Source organism: Haloterrigena salifodinae, from assembly GCF_003977755.1.
Classification (GTDB): domain Archaea; phylum Halobacteriota; class Halobacteria; order Halobacteriales; family Natrialbaceae; genus Haloterrigena; species Haloterrigena salifodinae.
In genome coordinates, this window is the sequence record NZ_RQWN01000002.1 from 626462 (window position 1) to 643683 (window position 17222).

The window sequence follows — 17222 nt, forward strand, 5'->3', positions numbered from 1 at the left end:
GTGCTCGCGAGAACTGCGTCACTCGTCGAAGACGATCCACTCGCTCGAGGGATCGTCCTCGCTCGGTGCCGAGACGTCGACGCGGCCGTTTCCGGTAATGTGGACGGAGCGGCCGCCGTATCGGAATTGGATCCGGAGCTCGTCCGACCCGGATCGAACGAGCGAATCGAGCGCCTCGGGGTCGACCGCGTCGTAGAGCGTCGGTTCGAAATCCAGCGGGGACGTCCCGGACGCAGTCGCCACCGCTTCGACGACTCTCTCGCTCGGCGGACGACGGTCGTCGGGAGAACCAACTTGATCAGACATCGCATCAGGCTATCGGTCACCGATCCTAAAGCACGTTGCAGATCGGACGATTTTCCGCGGCGCCTTCAACCCCGCGCGACACTCGTCGGGAAACGGTCCCGTTTCGGAACGAACGTGCCGAAATTCAGCCGTCGGTCGTATACTTCTTCCCGAACTGGTCAAACGGCCGCGTACGCTCCTCGACGATAACGTTCGTCCGCACGATTTCGACACCGAGTTCGTGGAGTTCGTCGGTGGCCGCCTCCACCCGCTGTTGGGTGTCGGTCAGGAGTTCAACGTGGAGGTCGGTCTCATCGGCCAGCAACCGCCTGACGCTGACGACGTTCTCCACCTCGCTTACGTCCCCGACGATCGCCGCCTCGTTGGCTTCGTCGGAGATCGTGCCGACGAGCAACGTTCGCTGTTCGAACCCGGCTTTCTCGTAATCGATCGCGGGCCGATACCCCGTGATGACGCCGCGGTCCTCAAGGCCGTTGATCCGCGACGCGACGGTGCTCGCCGCGAGGCCGACTTCCGCGCCGATCTCTTCGGTCGTCGCGTTCCGGGCGTCGTCTTGCAGGACGTGAAGGATCGCTAGATCGTCTCTGTCGAGGTCGACCATAGGTGTCACTACCGACGTACTACCTCGACGCAGTATATGACTCTTTCAACGCCGTTCGCTCGAGGAAACGCTCGATCACCCGGCACCACGCAAATCGCGGGCGCCGCCGCGGATCGCCGCGCCTAGAACAGGTGCTTTTCCTCGTCCAGCAGCTTCGCGGGCCCGCCGACGTCCCAGACGGTAGTGGAGACGCCGCAGTCCGAGACGGCCTCCTCGACTTCGTCGACGTGCTCTTCGGTGGTGTTGACGTAGACGCTGGCGCCGGTGTCGGTCGAGAAGTAGACGGGGATGTCCTCCTCCTCGCGGAGCTCCCGCACTGTATTGAAAATCTTCAGGGTGGCGGGCTGCCAGTAGACCCACCCGGAGGGGCCGGTCATCGTCGTCGCGGCCAGCGAGAGGGAGTCCTGTTCGGCGAGTTCGAAGGTGCGGTCGAACTCGTTGTTTCGCAGGGCGTCGCGCATCTCGGCGATCTGGCCGTGGATGTGGGCGTTGCGAGCCTGGAACATGTGGCTATCGGCGGCCTCCTCGTGGGCGTCCTCTGTCTCCTTATGGTATGGGACGAGGCCGACGACGATCTTCAGGTCCTCGTGGAGGTCGCTCGGAATGCGCCGCGATCGACAGTCCTCGTCGTTCAGACCCGTGTGCAACTGCGAGAACGCGCCGGTGACCGCGCGGGCGGCCGACGCGGAGCCGACGCGGGCAATCGTCGAAACCTCCTGGCGCGAGGCGTCGAGTTCGGCGGCCTCGGCCAGCGCCATCGCGGCGGCGGCGAAGCCCGAGGAAGAGGATCCCAGTCCGACGTTAGAGGGGAAGCTGTTCTCGCTCTCGAGGCGAACCGGGTAGACGGTGTGGGCCGCGTCGGACCTCGAGCGGGCCTTCTCGACGACGGCCTCGACGCGCTCGTAGGCCCGTCCGTCGAGTTCCTCGCCGTCGACGACGAAGGTGTCCTCCTCGTAGTCCATCGAGAACTCGACGGTCGTGCGGGTGTGACTGGGCGCCGTACAGAGGCTGATACTGTCGTGATACGGGAGCCGTTCGATTTCGTCTCGCATCCCGTGATACTTGACCAACCCCTGAATCGGGTGGGCCATGGCGGTGGCTTTCATACCCAGATAGGCGGATGAAGACCGCTTAAAGGTCACGGCATCCGATCGGAGACGCGCGACGGGTCGACGTCGGCGGGGATCGACAGTTCGCCGCTATCCGGACGAACGCCTCACTGAGACGTCTCTTGCATCGACCGGCGCCACTCCCGGAGGGCCTCGAGGTCCCGCTCGAGGGCCTCCAGTTGCGTCTCGAGCGCATCGACATCGGTCGACAGCGTCTCCACATCGTCGTCGATCGTCGAGCGGAGCGTCCGCAGGTTGCGCTCGATGGACGCCGTCACTGCCTCGAATCGCTCGTCGACCGACTCTTCGAGGGCCGCGACGTCGTCGTCGACGCGATCGACCTCCTTCGAGAGCCGCGAGCGGAGCAGAACGGTCTCGCGGTCGAGACGGGCTACGAGACCGTCGATTCGCTCCTCTAGCTCCGCGGCCCGGTCGTCGAGACTCGTCTCGACGGTCTCGAGGCGCGCCTCCACGTCAGTCAGTCGATCGTCCGTGCGCTCGAGGCGCGCGTCGTGGTCGTCGACACGCGACTCGACCGAGTTGCGTACCGAGTGGAACTCGCTTCGAATCCCCTCCGTCTCGGTTCGCTGCTCGGCCAGTCGCTCGTCGAGGTCCGTGAGCCGGCGGGAGAGTTCCTCGAGGCGGGGCTCGATAGTGTTCTCGAGGCGGGTCCGCAGGTCCGCCGTCGACTCGGCGGCGTCGAGCTCCGTCCGCAACGCGTCGACCTCCGCGGCGGTCTCCGCGATGTCGGCCCGCAGCTCCGACAGCGCGGTCTCCGCGGCCGGTGGCGCATCGGAAACGGCATCCGGATCGACGTCGAGCTCGCCCTCCTCGAGCGCGAGCGCCTCGCGGAGCGCCACCGTCCGGCGACCGGACTCGTCGGCCCAGAGGTCGAGCAACAGCGCTTCGAGGACGTCGGTCTCGGCTTCGTCCGTCGACTCGACGGAACTGGTGGAATCGTTTTGCGATGGCATTGTGAGCCCGTGGTGCGGTTCCAGACGACGGCGAGCGCCTTCCCCGGTTGGCGTAGCGCGTCGGCCGCAGTTCGACCGTCCGCGTTTGACGTTAGGCTTCTCTCGGATAGGTATACGAATAATAGTTTCGTTCTGCGAAATAAAACGGCCGGCCGGCGTCGGTTCGCCGTCGTCGGCAGGCGTCGTCGGTCGTCGATCCGCGGACCCGACCGGCGCGAACCGAACACCTCAAATGGACGCTCTCGCAACGAACGCTCGATGGGAACCCCACTCGAGAGCCGCGAGGCGCAGGCCGAAGAGGTCGTCGACCGCCTCGAGGAGGCGTATCCGGACTCGACGATCTCGCTGCGGTACTCGAACCGGCTGGAGTTGCTGATCGCGGTGATCCTCTCTGCACAGTGTACCGACGAGCGCGTCAACACGGAAACGGAACACCTCTTCGAGAAGTACGACGGCGCCGAGGACTACGCCAACGCGCCGGAGGAAGAACTCGCGGAGGACCTGAACTCGATCACCTACTACAACAGCAAGGCGGGCTACATCAAGAGTTCCTGCCAGACGATCCTCGAGGAGCACGACGGCGAGGTGCCGGACACGATGGACGAGCTGACGGAGCTGTCGGGCGTCGGCCGGAAGACGGCCAACGTGGTCCTCCAGCACGGCCACGACGTGGTCGAGGGGATCGTCGTCGACACGCACGTCCAGCGGCTCTCGCGCCGGCTCGGCCTAACCGAGGAGAAGCGCCCGGAGGCGATCGAGCAGGATCTGATGGGGATCGTCCCCGAGGGCTACTGGCAGCAGTTCACCCACCTCTGTATCGACCACGGCCGCGCGACCTGCACCGCCCGCAACCCCGACTGCAGCGACTGTGTGCTGGCCGATATCTGTCCCTCGGAGAAGGGCGACAGCGAGATCGATCTCGCTTCCGGCGAGCCGTGGTAGGATCTCGAGTTGGATTGCGATCTGAGCCGACTTCTCGCCATGCGGTGGCGCGCGCTGGCGGCTGGTCGAGTACTCACGAGACCAGCCGATAACTCCGTGCGAGGTCTTCGTGAACAAAGTGAACGAAGGCTTGTCAGAGCTTGCTCTGACAGTGGATGAGTGAACGACCGTAGGGAGTGAGCGAATCGGTTGGGGAGGGTGTGGAAATCCCCGTTGCCACGATAGCAGAGCGTCCGTTACTCTTGGACCCCCCTTCACTCGCTCCGTCGCATGTGTGACGGTCTGAACACCATCGAACGAGGTGAATTCATCTAGCCGACCTTCGCAAGCCCAACGCCTTTTCGCGGTTCGACGGTAGCCTCAGTCGGGATCAGTATGTCCGACAACACTGACGAGACCGGCAAAGACGAGCACGGGCGGGACGTCGAACTGGCTCACGAGGACACGGAGGACGAAGACGAGGAAGAGGAACTCACCGAGGAGGAGAAGGAGGCCCGCGAACGACAGGACGAAGAGCAACGACGCCAGGACATCGAACACAAGTCCGACGACCGGGTCGACGACGCCCTCGAGCAGGAGAACCCGGACAACCACCGGGACGAAGAGCCGTACAACAGCTAGTCCGACCGGCCGCGAGCGCATCGCGCCGTTTCCGACCGCTCGAGACGAGACAGCTCAGAACGACCCGCCGTCACCGCCGGTACTCACACGTTTTTCGCTCGCTCGTCGCTGAGAGCCGTCCTCGAACGCCCTCGAGTGGCATCTCGGCTGCGCTGAACCGGCGTCTCCGGGACGTCTCGATCGATGACTGGTTGGTATCCGTGATTACCGACAACCGCAGGCACGGCCGCTTTGCACGGGTATCGGCTACTGCCGGTGGAGACATGAGCGACACACCAACCGATACGAACCGGGACAGTACCGCAGCCGAGCGAGCCGGCCACCGAAACACCCTGAACACGGACACGATGCAGTGGCTGAGCGCCCTCGTCGCGATCATCGGGCTCTACGTCGTCGCCTCGCCGTTCATCTTCGAGGCGACGGACCAGGCGATCTGGAACGACACGCTCGTCGGGACGGGGATTTTCCTGCTGGCGGGCTATAACTTCGTCCGCCTCTCGCGGGATCGGCTGGCGAGCGTCGGCGTCGCGTCGCTGGCCGTCCTGCTCGGCCTCTGGCTGCTCGTCTCGCCCGCCGTAATCGACATGGGGAGCAGTACGCTGGCGGCCGGGACCGCGGCTTCCGGGCTGGCTACCGCCGTTCTCTCGGCGTACAACGCGTACGCGAACAACAAGGCTGACGCACCCGACCGAGTCGGCGCGCGTGCCTGAAACCGGCCGCTTTTTCTCAACCCGTTTATCGCCCCTCGAGTGCCTCGCCGGGAACGGAGAGCGTCTCGAGCGAGTCCGCGACCGAGACGGCGATCCGCGCGTCGACGCCGACCGACGTCACGCGCCGGCCGTCGGCGACGAGCGCGATCGGGCCTTCGTCGCGTTCGACCGTGAGCTCGAGCCGATCGTCGGGAAGCACCCAGCGGCGCGTGTCAGTGACGAAGGGCGCGACGGGCGCGACGGCGACCGCATCGACGGCGGTCGAGAGGTGGGGCGCGTCGACGGCGCCGGCGTAGCCGTCGCTACCGGCCGCCGTCGCAACCACGACGCCGTCGGCCCGGAACCTCGCGACGGAGTCGCCGCGGCTCGCGACGCCGTACTCGGAGATCCGCGCCGGTTCGTCGGTCACGAGCGTGACGTCGAACAGCGCGCGGTCGCGGACTGCGTCGGCTCCGGCGTCGACACTATCCGCGTTCGTCTCAGCGCCGTTGCCGTCAGCATCGCCACCGCTGGCGTCGAACTCGGCGCCGTCGGAATCGCTGTCGGCGTCGACGTCCACACCATCGTATCCGACGGCATCGCCGCGACGGCCGCGATCGGCGACCTCGAGTTCCAAAATCGCGTGTCGACGGACGGTCGCCTCGCCATCGAGGACGGCCTCGAGCGCCGCCGGCGCCCGCGCCCGGTCGACGGCGTCGATACCGGTGACGTCGCCGACCGGCAGGGCGGGAGCGTCGGCGCCGGCGCGACCGATCGCCGAGAGTTCCTCCTCGCTGGCCGCCACGAGAACCGAGGGCGCCGCTGCGAGAACGTCGTTTACGTCGCCGCTGACGGTCGTCGCGTCGCGATTCGCGACGGTCGGTCGGAGCGCGTCTGCGAGCGAGTCGTCGGCGGCGTCGGCTCTCGATCCCGTGTCGGCGTTCGCGTCGACGATACCGACGACCGGCTCCTCGTCAACGAACCACGCGGCGTCCATGTCGGGCCGTTGGCGCGGGTGCGAAAAAAGACGTGGGGTTCTCTCGTCGCCGCCGACCGTCACCGCCGCCCGATCGAACGGCCGTCGTGCGACCGGGGCGTCGGCGCGAATCGGTCAGTCGGAACGCTCGTCGTAGGGCCAGTCGCCCGTGACCCGCATTCCGTCCGCGAGGTCCTGGGCCTCGAGGTCGGCGGCGATCGCGTCGGGATCGCGGTGCTCGACGGTCGCGTCCTCGCGAGCGAGTTCGACGACGAGGTCTGTCAGCAGGATCGCCTGCTCGCGGAGCGTCCGCGGCTCGAGTTTCTCGATCGTGTCGGCGAACGTGTGGCCCCAGCCGCGGCCGACCTCGTCCGATGTCGATTTGACGTGGTAGCCGGGGACGCCCCACTGGACGAACGGCCAGTGATCGCTGTGGGGGCCGAGCTTCGGCACCGTCTCGATCGGGTGGTCGTAGCGGTCGGCGATCTCGTCGGCGGCCGACTCGAGGCCGTCGAAACCGTGTGTCGTCAACGACAGCGTCCGATCGCTGACGACGCCGTCGTTGTTGACGACGGCTTTGATTGCGTCATAGTCCGCCCGCTCGGCGTGGTAATTCGAACCGACCAGCCCCACTTCCTCGGCGCCGTAGGCGACGAACTCGACGCGGGTCTCGAGGTCGTCCTCGCGGGCGGCAAGCGCGTTCGCGAGTTCAACGACCATCGCGGTCCCGGCGCCGTTGTCCGCGGCGCCCTCCGCGATGTCGTGGGCGTCGACGTGGCTCGTCACCAGCACGCACTCGTCGGTGTCGGGCCCCAGTTCGGCGTGGACGTTCTGACTCGTCGCTGGGCTGATGTCGGCCTCGACGGTCAGTTCGATCTCCTCGCCGTCGAACCGGCGGGCCAGTCGCGCGCCGACCTCGCTCGAGACGCCGACGGCCGGAATCTCGCCGATGGGGTCCTCGTCGGTTCCCACACTCCCGGTCGGCGGCAGACAGCCCTCGACGTGGTTTCGGTAGACGAACCCCACCGCGCCGTTCTCGACGGCGTGGTAGTACTTCTCTCGGCGGTGGAGGTAGCGATCGTAGTAGTCCGGGATATCGCTGCGAACCATGACGATCGCTCCCTCGAGGTCGGTCGCCTCGAAGTCCGCGGGGAGCCCGTAGCCGAGGTCGACCAGCGGCGCCGTCGCGCGGTCGGCGGGGCTGCGCGGCAGGGCGATGCAATTCTGGCTCGTCTCGCCCGCGGTGATCTCGCTCCCCTCGCGCGTCCAGCCCTGAATGTCGAAGGACTCGAGGCGGGCGTTTCGGGCCCCGGCGTCGGCCAGCGCGTCGCGGGTCAGTTCGGCGGCCTCGCGCTCGCCGTCGCTGCCGGCCATCCGAGTTCCGATATCGACGAGGCGCTCGAGGTGGGTCCACCCGACATCGCTCGTGAAGACGTTGCCGATCCAGTCGGTCATACCTCCGCTGTGGAGTGCCGGCCGGGAAACTGTACCGCTCGAGTCCCGACCCATGCCGAGAGCGAACGAGAGCGGTTCATCCTTTCGAAGTTGACAAGACAAACTGCGAATCTTTTTCACGCCACTCCCTCTCGGAACGAGTATGCGGGAGACGCTTGCCGAGTGGCGGCCGGCCATCGACGAGGCGATCGCCGATCTGGTCCCACGCGAAATCGACGCCGACTACCTCGCATCGTTCTTCGGCGATCCGACCTACGAGTACGATCCCGACGCCATCCAGCGGGCGCTGTCGACGCCGCTGTGGGACCTCCTCGACCGCGGCGGGAAACGGTGGCGCGCGGTGCTCTTTCTCGTCTTCGTCGAGGGGTTCGGCGAGGATCCGGCGGCGTACGTCGACTACGCCTGTATCCCGGAGATCCTCCACAACGGGACGATCATCGTCGACGACGTCGAGGACGAGGCGACGATCCGCCGCGGCGAACGCGCACTCCACCGCGTCTACGGGCGGGATATCGCTCTCAACGCCGGCAACGCGATGTACTTCCTGCCGCTGAAGATCCTGACCGAGAACCCCGCCGACCTCCCGGCGGAGCGACGGCTCGCCGCCTACGAGATGCTGGTGGCGGAACTCAACCGCACGCACCTCGGCCAGGGGATGGACATCCGCTGGCACAACGAGGACGACGTGCGGGTTACCACCGACGAGTACCTCGAGATGTGCGCGTGCAAGACGGGCTGTCTCGCCCGGATCGTGGCCCGACTTGCGGCGATCATCACCGACCAACCCGACGACGTCGAGGCGGCCGTCGCGCGGTACGCGGAGCTGACCGCCGTCGCCTTCCAGATCGGCGACGACATCTTGGACGTCGAGCACTCGCTGGGCCGGGCCGGCGACTTCGGCAAGGCGTTCGGCAACGACATCCGCGAGGGCAAGCAGACGCTGCTGGTCATCCACGCGATCCAGGAGAGCGATCCCGAGCGGGCCCGACGACTGCAGGAGATCCTCGCCGCGGAGTCCAACACCGACGCGGAGATCGCCGAGGCCCTCGCGATCATCGAGGACGCCGGCAGCCTCGAGTACGCCCGCGAGCGCGCCCTCGAGCTAGCCGCCCGGGCCCGGGAGGCGGTCGATCGCCTCGAGTTCGACGCGGAGACGACCCGGGAACTCCACGAGTTTACCGAGTTCGTCATCGAGCGCGAGGAGTGAGCGGCGAGGGCAGCGCGAATCGACGGCGTCTCGCTCCGGCCCGTCCCAATCGCAGCATCGTCTCGAGTGTCTCGTTCTATCGGCTCCGGTGACTGTCTTCGATTCCGACGGGCAACCCTAGCTACTACTAGCGGGACGTGGTAGCCGTTCGTCGATGGTCGATCACTCGAGTGCGAACGACCGCGGCGAGCGCGATCGCGAGCGGCCGACGGCGAGTCCGTGGCCCGTGCTGGTCGCGATCGGACTCGCGGGATCGGAGGTCGGCATCGTCGTCGACCTCCTCCCGGTCGCGGTCGGCGGACTCGTGCTGTTCGCTGCCAGCGTCGCGGGGATCCTCGCCGAGTCGGACCACGTCGCTGACCCCTTGCCGGTCGCGATGGGTTTCGGCGCGGTCTTCGCGCTCGGCGGCGGCATGCTGTACGCGCTCGGAACCGACACCGTCGCCCCCGCAGCGACCGACGGACTGACCGGGCTCACCACCCGCGGCCTCGCGATCGCGATCGCCGGCATCGTGACGGTCGTTGGAACGGTGATCGTCCACTACCGACGCCGCTAACGCCGCTAACAGATATCCATGAGCCGACGCGCATTCGACGCCGAAATCACGCTCGATCTCGCGGTCAACCTGATTCCCCTCGCGATTATGGTGTTCTTCGTCGCGCTCTTCGCGGTGTTCAACCCGTGGGGGGTCGAACCGCTGCAGTCGACGATCCAGTTCGCAATCCTGCTGTCGATGATCGCGACGCTGGGCTTCGTCACCTACTACGCGGCGCGTGTGATCGAACGGGACGACCGTACGTATCACGATACGACGACGATAAATCAAGAGAAGGACTGAGCCCGACGGCCGATATCGGCCTGCGGCCGCCGTTCTCGACGCGAACCTCAGGTGACGATGAGCACAAATCCCAGCAGCGCCATCAGGAGGGCGATACCGACGAGTAGCAACAGGAACAGTTCCTTCTCGGCGAGCCGTCGGTGCGACTCGTCGGTGTCAGCAGTGGCGTCGGGGCCGGTAGCGTCGGTTGGTTCGGAGTCCACGGCTACGTTCCTTCGAGAGTACGACGACGCCGGGTAAAAAACGAGTGGTGGCGCGCGAACGCGCTGACGTCGTTCGCGCGGATCGGCGGTGTCGCGCCGACCGCTGCCGGCGCGACACGGGCAGTGGGGATGGGGATGGGAGTGGGAATGCGACGGCAGGGCGCGACACGGGGAGTCCAGTGTCGACGACCCTGCCGTACTCGTTCGTACGACGACATCGACGAAACAAGTGCGGCCAAATAATTTTGGGGCTCGCGAGACCGACGGACCCGAGGTGACGATCGAACGCGCTCGCGCTGCTCGAGACGAAGCGCAAGGACCTCGGGGACGCGCCGCGAACGGGCGACCGTGACTGCCGATCGACGACTGGGCGGTCGCCGCGTGGTCGGCGGCCTCTGTCTCGTACTGATCGCCGCCACCGCCACCTTCGGCGCCATCCTCGGCTACGCCCTGCCGATTGTGACGGACCTCGAGGAGATCACTGTCCTCGAGACGGTCGTTCCCGTTACACCGGTCACGTTCGCCCTCTACGGCGGCGTGACCGTCGGCGTCTTTCTGGTGACGTTCCTCTTGATCGTCCAGTTCGTCTCGCGGTTCGACGAAAACGCGGTGTGACGACGGCCGCGATTCGCTCAGTCGCGGTCCGAGTCGACGTCAGTGTCAGTGTCAGTATCGCCGTCGTCCGCATTAGCGTCAGTATCGTCATCGCTGTCGGCGTCGGCATCGCCGTCGGCATCTCCGTCCGCGTCGTCGTCAGTGTCGTCATCGCTGTCAGCGTCGGCACTGCCATCCGCCCCGCTGTCGACCTGTCGCGCGATCTCATCGACGATTTCGGGGTTCCGGAGCGTCGAGGTGTCGCCGAGCTCGTCGCCGCTGGCGATGTTCTCGAGCAGGCGGCGCATGATCTTGCCCGAGCGCGTCTTCGGGAGCTCCGGCGTGAACAGGACCTCCTCCGGGCGGGCGATGGGACCGATATCGTCCTCGACGGCCGCGACGATCCGCTCGCGCATGTCCTCGCTCGGCTCGGCGTCGTCCTCGAGGATGACGTAGGTGTAGACGGCCTCGCCCTTGATCTCGTGATCGCCGCCGACGACGGCGGCCTCGGCGACGCCGGGGACGCCGACGATCGCGGACTCGATCTCCATGGTCCCGAGCCGGTGGCCGGAGACGTTGATCACGTCGTCGACCCGGCCGAGGACGGTCACGTAGCCGTCTTCGTCGACCGTCGCGCCGTCTTCCGGGAAGTAGACCCATTCGTCGGCGTCCTCGCGAGACTCGCTCGAGTGAGGGCTCGTCAACTGTCTGTTGACGGCGTCGGTGTCGGAGTATTCGGTCCAGTACTCCTCGACGAACCGCTCGTCGTTCTGGTAGAGCGTCCGGAGCATGCCAGGCCACGGATTGTCGACTGTGAGGTAGCCGGCTTCGCCGGCAGAAATCTCCTCGCCGGCGGCGTCGACCACGCGGGCGTCGATGCCCGGCAGCGGCGGTCCGGCCGAGCCGGGCTTCATCTCGTTGATCGCTGGCAGCGTCGTGATCATCATCCCGCCGGTCTCGGTCTGCCACCAGGTGTCGACGATCGGGCATTCCTCGCCGCCGATGTGCTTGTAGTACCACTTCCAGGCCCGCGGATTGATCGGCTCCCCGACGGTGCCGAGCAGACGCAGCGAGGAGAGGTCGTGTCGCTCGGGGTACTCGGTACCCCACTTCATGAACGAACGGATGGCCGTCGGTGCGGTGTAGAAGGTGTCGACGCGGTTCTTCTCGATGAGTTCCCAGAGGCGGTCCTTCTCGGGGTAGTCCGGCGTCCCCTCGTACATCATCGTCGTCGTCCCGAGCGCGAGCGGGCCGTAGACAATGTAGGAGTGGCCGGTGATCCAGCCGATGTCGGCCGTACACCAGTAGGTGTCCTCGGGTTTGACGTCCAGGACGGCGTTGGAGGTCCAGGCTGTATAAGCGAGGTAGCCACCGGTGGTGTGCTTGACGCCCTTCGGCTCGCCGGTCGTCCCCGAGGTGTACATCAGGAACAGCATGTCCTCGGCGTCCCGCGAGATCGGCTCGACGCTCGCTCCCTCGTGCTCGGCGACGAGTTCGTCGTAGTCGTGGGCGTCGTTGCCGAGGAAGTGGGTCAGTTCGTCGCCGAGTCTGTCGACGACGACCGTCTGGACGTCATTCTCGACGCCGCGAAGCCCCTTGTCGGCTTTCTCCTTGTGGTTCAGGGCGTCGCCGCGGCGGTAGTAGCCGTCGCAAGTGACGAGGTACTCGCTGTCGGCCGAGTTCATCCGCGTGGCGAGTGCGTCCGCGGAGAAACCGGCGAAGACGACGCTGTGGGGCGCGCCGATACGGGCGCAAGCCAGCATCGCGATCGGCAGCTCCGGGATCATCGGCATGTACAGCGTGACGACGTCGTCCTCCTCGACGCCGAGGTCGCGCAGCGCGGCCGCGAAGGCCTCGACCTCGTTCAACAGGTCGCCGTAGGTGTAGGTCCGCGTCTCGCCGAGTTCGCCCTCCCACTTGATCGCCGCGCGGTTCTTGGCGCCCTCCTCGACGTGGCGGTCGAGGCAGTTGTACGAGGCGTTCAGCTCTCCGCCGGAGAACCACTCGTAAAAGGGCGCGTCCCCGTCCTCGAGGACGGTATCGTACTCCTCGTCCCACGAGAGGAGGTCGGCCGCCCGCTCCCAACAGTCCGGCCAGTTCTCCTCGAACTCCTCGTAGACGTCCGGATCCGAGACGTTCGCCTGCTCGACGAACGACTCGGGCGGTTCGAACGTCTCCTGTTCCTTGAGGCGGGCCTCGAGTTCGACTTCGGGCTCGCCGGTGTCGTCGCTCATAAACACTGCTACCATCGGACAAGATCGGGATAAACGTTCCCCTGTCGGCGTCCCGTCCGGCGGTTTCTCGGGTTCGCCATCCCCTCAGACTCCGCGCGTGGTGTGAGAGCCGACGGGTCGCGGGTATTATCCATCCAGATCCGCAATCGACCGATATGCCGCCGACGAATCTGCTCGTCATGAGCGGAGCGCTCCTGATCGGACTGGCGATTCTCGGGGCCGGGCTGTTCATCGCCTCGATCGGCGTCGGCCGCGTCCGCCTCGCGCGACGGCTCCGGCAGGCCGGACCGACCCCGCTCGGCGAGGTTCCCGACGCGACCGGACTCATCGCGTTCGACGGAATCGCGCGAGCGGGCGCCGAGGGGGCCCTCGAGGCGCCGCTCTCCGAAACCGACTGTCTGGCCTACGCGGTGCAGTCTCGCTCCCGGACTCGCGTCGACGCGGACGCGGATGAGACGTGGACCCACGACGGACGCGTCTCGGCCGGCATCCCTTTCGTGGTCGCCGACGGCGGCGATCGCGTCGCAGTCGACCCGAGCAACGCCGTCCTCTCGCTCGCCGACTGGGAACCGGACGCGACGGCGTGGACGGACCGCGCCGACCTCTCCGCTCGAGCGCGCGATCGGCTCGCGGCGGTCGGTCTCCCCAGCACGGACGCCAAGCCGACGGACGATCCGTCCGCCTCGAGCGACGCGGTCACCCAGTACCGCGAGCTTCGCCTCGAGCACGGAACCAACGTCCACGTCTTCGGCGGCTCCGTCGTCGACGATGCTCGAGGTCGCCCGGACGACGCTCCCGTCACCGTCGGCGGCGACGACTGGTTCGAGGTGTCGGCCGGCGAGCGGTCGATGGTGATCCCCGACCGACACCGATCGGGCTCGCTCTACGTGATCTTCGGCGGGCTGCTCGCGATCCCGGGACTGGGCTTTACGCTAGCCGGGATCGTCGGTCTGGTGTCGACGTTCGTGCTCTGAGGGCCGCCGCGACCTGACTCCCGGTTCGAGCGCCGCTCACGCCAGTCCGATCTCCTCGCTGTAGGCGCCGTGTTGCGCTTCGAAGACCTGCATGATCTCGCCCATCGTCGCATACGCTTTCACCGCGTCGACGATGTACGGTATCGTGTTCTCGCCGCGTTCGCTCGCCTCGCTGAGATCCTCGAGCGCGTCCTCGACGGCCGCGTCGTCGCGGTCGGCCTTGACGTCCTCGAGGCGCGCGAGTTGCCGTTCGGCCGTCGTCTCGTCGATCTGGAGGGTGTCCGGGCTGGTGTCTTCCTTCAAGGTGTACTTGTTGACGCCGACGACGACCTCCTCGCCGCGCTCGACGCGCTCCTGGTACTCGTAGGAGGCGTCCTGGATCTCTCGCAGGAAGTAGCCGTCCTCGATGCCCTTCAGGATGCCGTCGCGGACGGAGCCGTCCCCCATCCCGCGGATCTCCTCGATGTAGCGCATGGCTCGCTGCTCGGTCTCGTCGGTCAGCGCCTCGACGGCGAAGCTGCCGCCCATCGGGTCGACGATGTCAGCCGCACCGGACTCCTCGGCGATGATCTGCTGGGTGCGCAGGGCGACCCGGACCGCCTTCTCGCTCGGCAGGGCCAGCGCCTCGTCGAAGCTGTTGGTGTGCAGGGACTGCGTGCCGCCCAGTACCCCCGCCAGCGCCTGAATCGTTACTCGAACGACGTTGTTCAGCGGCTGCTGGGCCGTCAGCGACTGGCCCGCGGTCTGGGTGTGGAACTTGAGCCGTTTGGACTCGTCCCTCTCCGCACCGTACCAGTCGTCCATCACCCGCGAGTAGATCCGTCTGGCCGCCCGATACTTCGCGATTTCCTCGAAGAAGGAGTTGTGGCAGTTGAAGAAAAAGGAGAGCCGCGGCGCGAACTCGTCGACGTCGAGTCCTCGCTCCATCGCGTCCTCGACGTAGGCGAAGCCGTCCGCGAGTGTAAAGGCCAGTTCCTGCACGGCGGTCGAGCCGGCTTCGCGGATGTGGTAGCCCGAGACCGAGATGGGGTGGAACTTCGGCGTCTCCTCGGTGCTGAACTCGACGACGTCCGTGACGAGATCGAGCGACGGCTCCGGGGGGATCACCCACTCCTTCTGGGCGATGAACTCCTTGAACATATCGTTCTGGAGAGTCCCGCGCAGTTTCTCCCGGGGGACCCCCCGCTGGTCGGCCAGCGCGACGTACATCGCGTAGATCACCGGCGCGGAGGGGTTGATCGTAAACGAGGTCGAAATCTCCGCCAGGTCGATCCCGTCGAAGAGGATCTCCATATCCCGGAGCGTGTCGACCGCGACCCCTTCCCTGCCGATCTCGCCCTCGCTCATCGGGTCGTCCGAGTCCAGTCCCATCAGGGAGGGCATGTCGAACGCCGTCGAGAGGCCGGTCTGGCCCTCGTCGATCAGGTAGTGAAAGCGCTCGTTGGTCTCCTCGGCCGTCCCGAAACCCGCGAACTGCCGCATCGTCCACGTTCGGCCGCGGTACATCGTCGGGTACGGGCCGCGAGTGTACGGCTCCTCGCCCGGAAAGCCGAGGTCCTCGAGGTAGTCGAGGTCGGCGACGTCTGCGGGCGTGTAGAGCCGGTCGACCTCAAGGTTCGAGACGGTCGCGAACCGGTCGCTGCGCTCCCCGTGGGCGTCGAGGGCTGGCTCGAGCGTCTCCTGTTCCCACTCGTCTGTGGCCTCCCGGATCGACTCGAGGTCCTCCTCGTCGTACATACGCACACGATTTGCCGGACGCGGCATTAAGGATTCCGGGGAATGGTATCGTGTGACGAATGCGGTCGCGAGAGCGACCGTTGACGGCCCCGTCCGGCTCCGAACGGGACGATCAGGCGAAACTCGAGAATTCGGTGCCACCACAGCCACAGCGGTCGCCCATCCCGATCAGGAAGACCGCACCGTCGTCTTCGATTTCGGCCGTGAAGATGGACTGACAGTCGCCACACCGGACGGCGGTCTTCCGCTGGACGTTTGCGCGTTTCATCGTATCCGCTCGAAGGGTCTAGGCAGGGTTGAACCCGTCTCCAAAATACAGTGGGTCTGCGCTCGACGGGCCGGGACTCGAAGCGACTCGGTCGGCAGCCGGACGTCCGCTACTGCTCGGCCAGCCACGCCAGTGCGTCCGCATCGCTCGTGAACGTACGGTACTTGAATCGGGGATCGATCTCGTTCAACGCCGTCTCGATGCGTCGCTTCTCGAGCGACGCGACGGCCGAGTCCGCGTGTACGCCGGCACCCACCCGAACGCCGAGGTCGAGCAGTTTCGGGATCCAGGTCTCCCCGAGCCACTCCTTATCCTCGTCTTTGTGCGCCATGAACTCCGCCGTGTTCACGACGTAGCGGTCGGCGCCCTCCGCCTCGATAACCTCGGCCCACCTGAGCGCGGCCTCCCGTAACTCCTCGCCCGTGACGAACCGGTTGTACGTGAAAACGGGGATGCCGAGCTCCGGCTCCAGTTCCACGGTGTAGTCGTCCGTCCGCTCTACTACTTTCGTTGTCATATATTGCGGTCTTTTCCCACGGTACTTGTAACTATTCAGCCACGGCTATCAGATCTGATACGCTGATTGGACCCGTCGCCGGCGAGCCGTCGGCTCCCCTCAGTTGTTGGACTGCAGCCGCTCGGTTGTCTGGACGAGCGGGTGGTGTGCGTAGTCGACGACCTCGATGTCGTCGATCCGCTCTAGATTCTCCTTCTCCGCGGTCTTGGCCATCCCGAGCTCGATCGTCTGATCGACGACGATAACGTAGGCGTCCATCTCGTCGATCCCCAGCCGATCGGCCGCGAGCACGCGGTGGTGGCCGTCGGCCAGCAACAGCGTGCCGCCGTTGTCGATGACCACCAGCGGCTCGGCCAGCCCGTGCTCGAGTTCGTATCGCCGCCCCTCGAGTTCGTCGGCGTAGACCCGGCCCTGCGTGGGCGTCAGCTCCGCCAGGGCGACGGTTCGACGCTCCTGCTCAAGGTGGGTATCGTGGATCTCCTCTAGGGTCCGGACGAGTTTCCCCACTTTCTCGGGCGTGGCGCGCTCGATCTGGCTGCGGATGACGTCGGCGTTCGAGATGATTCCCACGAGGTTGCCGGCGTCGTCGACGACGGGGAGCTTCTGGATGCCCGACCGGAGAATGACGCGGGCGGCGTCGGTTACCTTCATATCCGGGTGGGCCACGAGCAGATCGGTGGCCATCACCTTGAATATCGGATCGTCATCGTCGGCCAGCAACAGATCGCGGGCGCTGATAAATCCCTCCACGCGGCGCCGCTCGCAGACGGGAAAGCCGCTGTGCTCGTCGCTCTCGGCGATCCGCGTGGCGACGTCGCCGACGGTTTCGTCGGGAGCGACCGTCGCGACGTCGCGCGTCATGTACTCCTTGACCTTCGGCTTACTCCGGTCCGACAGGACCTCCATAGGCGGGTCAACGGGCCCCGCGCGCAAAAACGTGTCTTCCGCGACCGCTCGGACCACTCGCGGGGTGCGGG

The 17222-nt window shown here is 66.4% G+C and carries 20 protein-coding genes; 8 read left to right on the top strand and 12 right to left on the bottom strand.

What is annotated here, in order from left to right; genetic code table 11:
• Positions 1-18: 18 nt before the first annotated feature.
• From EH209_RS11780 to EH209_RS11795, 4 genes are all read right to left on the bottom strand, one after another.
• The gene (locus EH209_RS11780) at positions 19-306 is read right to left on the bottom strand and encodes a HalOD1 output domain-containing protein (RefSeq protein ID WP_126663077.1); all 288 of its coding nucleotides are present in this window, start codon (positions 304-306) and stop codon (positions 19-21) included.
• Positions 307-430: 124 nt separating this feature from the next.
• The gene (locus tag EH209_RS11785; protein WP_126663078.1) at positions 431-907 is read right to left on the bottom strand and encodes an Lrp/AsnC family transcriptional regulator; all 477 of its coding nucleotides are present in this window, start codon (positions 905-907) and stop codon (positions 431-433) included.
• Between the two features lie 122 nt (positions 908-1029).
• Complete coding sequence (mvaD, locus tag EH209_RS11790; protein ID WP_126663079.1) at positions 1030-2013, bottom strand: phosphomevalonate decarboxylase MvaD; 984 nt, start codon at positions 2011-2013, stop codon at positions 1030-1032.
• Positions 2014-2123: 110 nt separating this feature from the next.
• The gene (locus EH209_RS11795; protein ID WP_126663080.1) at positions 2124-2990 is read right to left on the bottom strand and encodes an ATP-binding protein; all 867 of its coding nucleotides are present in this window, start codon (positions 2988-2990) and stop codon (positions 2124-2126) included.
• Between the two features lie 258 nt (positions 2991-3248).
• Here EH209_RS11795 and nth point away from each other — a divergent pair, with 258 nt between their 5' ends.
• The 3 genes from nth (at position 3249) to EH209_RS11810 (ending at position 5263) form a co-directional block, all read left to right on the top strand.
• Positions 3249-3932 carry an endonuclease III gene (gene nth / locus EH209_RS11800; RefSeq protein WP_126663081.1) on the top strand — a complete coding sequence of 228 codons (684 nt, stop codon included), beginning with the start codon at positions 3249-3251 and terminating at the stop codon, positions 3930-3932.
• A gap of 375 nt (positions 3933-4307) precedes the next feature.
• Positions 4308-4553: a hypothetical protein gene (locus EH209_RS11805; protein ID WP_126663082.1), complete on the top strand. Its 246-nt coding sequence runs from the start codon at positions 4308-4310 to the stop codon at positions 4551-4553.
• A 263-nt stretch (positions 4554-4816) separates the two neighbouring features.
• On the top strand, positions 4817-5263 hold the full coding sequence (locus EH209_RS11810) for an SPW repeat domain-containing protein (protein ID WP_126663083.1): 447 nt from the start codon (positions 4817-4819) through the stop codon (positions 5261-5263).
• Between the two features lie 25 nt (positions 5264-5288).
• Here EH209_RS11810 and EH209_RS11815 read toward each other — a convergent pair whose 3' ends face one another.
• Together EH209_RS11815 and EH209_RS11820 are read right to left on the bottom strand one after the other, a co-directional pair.
• Entirely contained in the window at positions 5289-6239 is a 951-nt protein-coding gene (locus EH209_RS11815) for an NAD(+)/NADH kinase (protein ID WP_126663084.1), read from the bottom strand.
• 114 nt (positions 6240-6353) lie between these two features.
• Entirely contained in the window at positions 6354-7673 is a 1320-nt protein-coding gene (locus EH209_RS11820) for a M28 family peptidase (protein WP_126663085.1), read from the bottom strand.
• A 142-nt stretch (positions 7674-7815) separates the two neighbouring features.
• Between EH209_RS11820 and EH209_RS11825 the strand changes: the two genes are divergently transcribed.
• The 3 genes from EH209_RS11825 (at position 7816) to EH209_RS11835 (ending at position 9718) form a co-directional block, all read left to right on the top strand.
• Positions 7816-8880 carry a polyprenyl synthetase family protein gene (locus EH209_RS11825; protein WP_126663086.1) on the top strand — a complete coding sequence of 355 codons (1065 nt, stop codon included), beginning with the start codon at positions 7816-7818 and terminating at the stop codon, positions 8878-8880.
• 154 nt (positions 8881-9034) lie between these two features.
• The gene (locus EH209_RS11830; RefSeq protein ID WP_126663087.1) at positions 9035-9436 is read left to right on the top strand and encodes a DUF7541 family protein; all 402 of its coding nucleotides are present in this window, start codon (positions 9035-9037) and stop codon (positions 9434-9436) included.
• Between the two features lie 18 nt (positions 9437-9454).
• Positions 9455-9718, top strand: a complete 264-nt coding sequence (locus EH209_RS11835; protein WP_126663088.1) for a DUF6684 family protein — start codon at positions 9455-9457, stop codon at positions 9716-9718.
• Positions 9719-9765: 47 nt separating this feature from the next.
• On the opposite strand, the gene EH209_RS24035 is transcribed toward EH209_RS11835, so the two are convergent.
• Positions 9766-9921 (bottom strand): hypothetical protein, encoded by a 156-nt coding sequence (locus EH209_RS24035; protein WP_164722036.1) that lies wholly within the window; start codon positions 9919-9921, stop codon positions 9766-9768.
• Between the two features lie 348 nt (positions 9922-10269).
• Between EH209_RS24035 and EH209_RS11840 the strand changes: the two genes are divergently transcribed.
• Positions 10270-10536 carry a DUF7520 family protein gene (locus tag EH209_RS11840; RefSeq protein ID WP_126663089.1) on the top strand — a complete coding sequence of 89 codons (267 nt, stop codon included), beginning with the start codon at positions 10270-10272 and terminating at the stop codon, positions 10534-10536.
• 17 nt (positions 10537-10553) lie between these two features.
• On the opposite strand, the gene acs is transcribed toward EH209_RS11840, so the two are convergent.
• Positions 10554-12749 carry an acetate--CoA ligase gene (gene acs / locus EH209_RS11845; protein WP_126663090.1) on the bottom strand — a complete coding sequence of 732 codons (2196 nt, stop codon included), beginning with the start codon at positions 12747-12749 and terminating at the stop codon, positions 10554-10556.
• Positions 12750-12904: 155 nt separating this feature from the next.
• On the opposite strand from acs, the gene EH209_RS11850 reads away from it, so the two are divergent.
• Positions 12905-13723: a hypothetical protein gene (locus EH209_RS11850; RefSeq protein ID WP_126663091.1), complete on the top strand. Its 819-nt coding sequence runs from the start codon at positions 12905-12907 to the stop codon at positions 13721-13723.
• Between the two features lie 36 nt (positions 13724-13759).
• Here the strand turns inward: EH209_RS11850 and EH209_RS11855 are convergent, their stop codons facing one another.
• From EH209_RS11855 to EH209_RS11865, 4 genes are all read right to left on the bottom strand, one after another.
• Positions 13760-15460, bottom strand: a complete 1701-nt coding sequence (locus tag EH209_RS11855) for a methylmalonyl-CoA mutase family protein (protein WP_126663092.1) — start codon at positions 15458-15460, stop codon at positions 13760-13762.
• A gap of 112 nt (positions 15461-15572) precedes the next feature.
• The gene (locus EH209_RS24040) at positions 15573-15728 is read right to left on the bottom strand and encodes a hypothetical protein (RefSeq protein ID WP_008896370.1); all 156 of its coding nucleotides are present in this window, start codon (positions 15726-15728) and stop codon (positions 15573-15575) included.
• A gap of 109 nt (positions 15729-15837) precedes the next feature.
• Positions 15838-16245 (bottom strand): hypothetical protein, encoded by a 408-nt coding sequence (locus EH209_RS11860; RefSeq protein ID WP_126663093.1) that lies wholly within the window; start codon positions 16243-16245, stop codon positions 15838-15840.
• A 99-nt stretch (positions 16246-16344) separates the two neighbouring features.
• On the bottom strand, positions 16345-17151 hold the full coding sequence (locus EH209_RS11865; RefSeq protein ID WP_126663094.1) for a CBS domain-containing protein: 807 nt from the start codon (positions 17149-17151) through the stop codon (positions 16345-16347).
• Between the last annotated feature and the right edge of the window lie 71 nt (positions 17152-17222).

What these genes read in the sequence shown, in the direction of transcription:
- nth (WP_126663081.1), top strand. Translation starts at nt 3,249, where the DNA reads ATGGGAACCCCACTCGAGAGCCGCGAGGCGCAGGCCGAAGAGGTCGTC.
- EH209_RS11855 (WP_126663092.1), bottom strand. Translation starts at nt 15,460, where the DNA reads ATGTACGACGAGGAGGACCTCGAGTCGATCCGGGAGGCCACAGACGAG.
- EH209_RS11830 (WP_126663087.1), top strand. Translation starts at nt 9,035, where the DNA reads ATGGTCGATCACTCGAGTGCGAACGACCGCGGCGAGCGCGATCGCGAG.
- EH209_RS11820 (WP_126663085.1), bottom strand. Translation starts at nt 7,673, where the DNA reads ATGACCGACTGGATCGGCAACGTCTTCACGAGCGATGTCGGGTGGACC.
- EH209_RS11785 (WP_126663078.1), bottom strand. Translation starts at nt 907, where the DNA reads ATGGTCGACCTCGACAGAGACGATCTAGCGATCCTTCACGTCCTGCAA.
- EH209_RS11810 (WP_126663083.1), top strand. Translation starts at nt 4,817, where the DNA reads ATGAGCGACACACCAACCGATACGAACCGGGACAGTACCGCAGCCGAG.
- mvaD (WP_126663079.1), bottom strand. Translation starts at nt 2,013, where the DNA reads ATGAAAGCCACCGCCATGGCCCACCCGATTCAGGGGTTGGTCAAGTAT.
- acs (WP_126663090.1), bottom strand. Translation starts at nt 12,749, where the DNA reads ATGAGCGACGACACCGGCGAGCCCGAAGTCGAACTCGAGGCCCGCCTC.
- EH209_RS11795 (WP_126663080.1), bottom strand. Translation starts at nt 2,990, where the DNA reads ATGCCATCGCAAAACGATTCCACCAGTTCCGTCGAGTCGACGGACGAA.
- EH209_RS11825 (WP_126663086.1), top strand. Translation starts at nt 7,816, where the DNA reads ATGCGGGAGACGCTTGCCGAGTGGCGGCCGGCCATCGACGAGGCGATC.
- EH209_RS11860 (WP_126663093.1), bottom strand. Translation starts at nt 16,245, where the DNA reads ATGACAACGAAAGTAGTAGAGCGGACGGACGACTACACCGTGGAACTG.
- EH209_RS11850 (WP_126663091.1), top strand. Translation starts at nt 12,905, where the DNA reads ATGCCGCCGACGAATCTGCTCGTCATGAGCGGAGCGCTCCTGATCGGA.
- EH209_RS11815 (WP_126663084.1), bottom strand. Translation starts at nt 6,239, where the DNA reads ATGGACGCCGCGTGGTTCGTTGACGAGGAGCCGGTCGTCGGTATCGTC.
- EH209_RS11805 (WP_126663082.1), top strand. Translation starts at nt 4,308, where the DNA reads ATGTCCGACAACACTGACGAGACCGGCAAAGACGAGCACGGGCGGGAC.
- EH209_RS11865 (WP_126663094.1), bottom strand. Translation starts at nt 17,151, where the DNA reads ATGGAGGTCCTGTCGGACCGGAGTAAGCCGAAGGTCAAGGAGTACATG.
- EH209_RS11835 (WP_126663088.1), top strand. Translation starts at nt 9,455, where the DNA reads ATGAGCCGACGCGCATTCGACGCCGAAATCACGCTCGATCTCGCGGTC.
- EH209_RS24040 (WP_008896370.1), bottom strand. Translation starts at nt 15,728, where the DNA reads ATGAAACGCGCAAACGTCCAGCGGAAGACCGCCGTCCGGTGTGGCGAC.
- EH209_RS11780 (WP_126663077.1), bottom strand. Translation starts at nt 306, where the DNA reads ATGTCTGATCAAGTTGGTTCTCCCGACGACCGTCGTCCGCCGAGCGAG.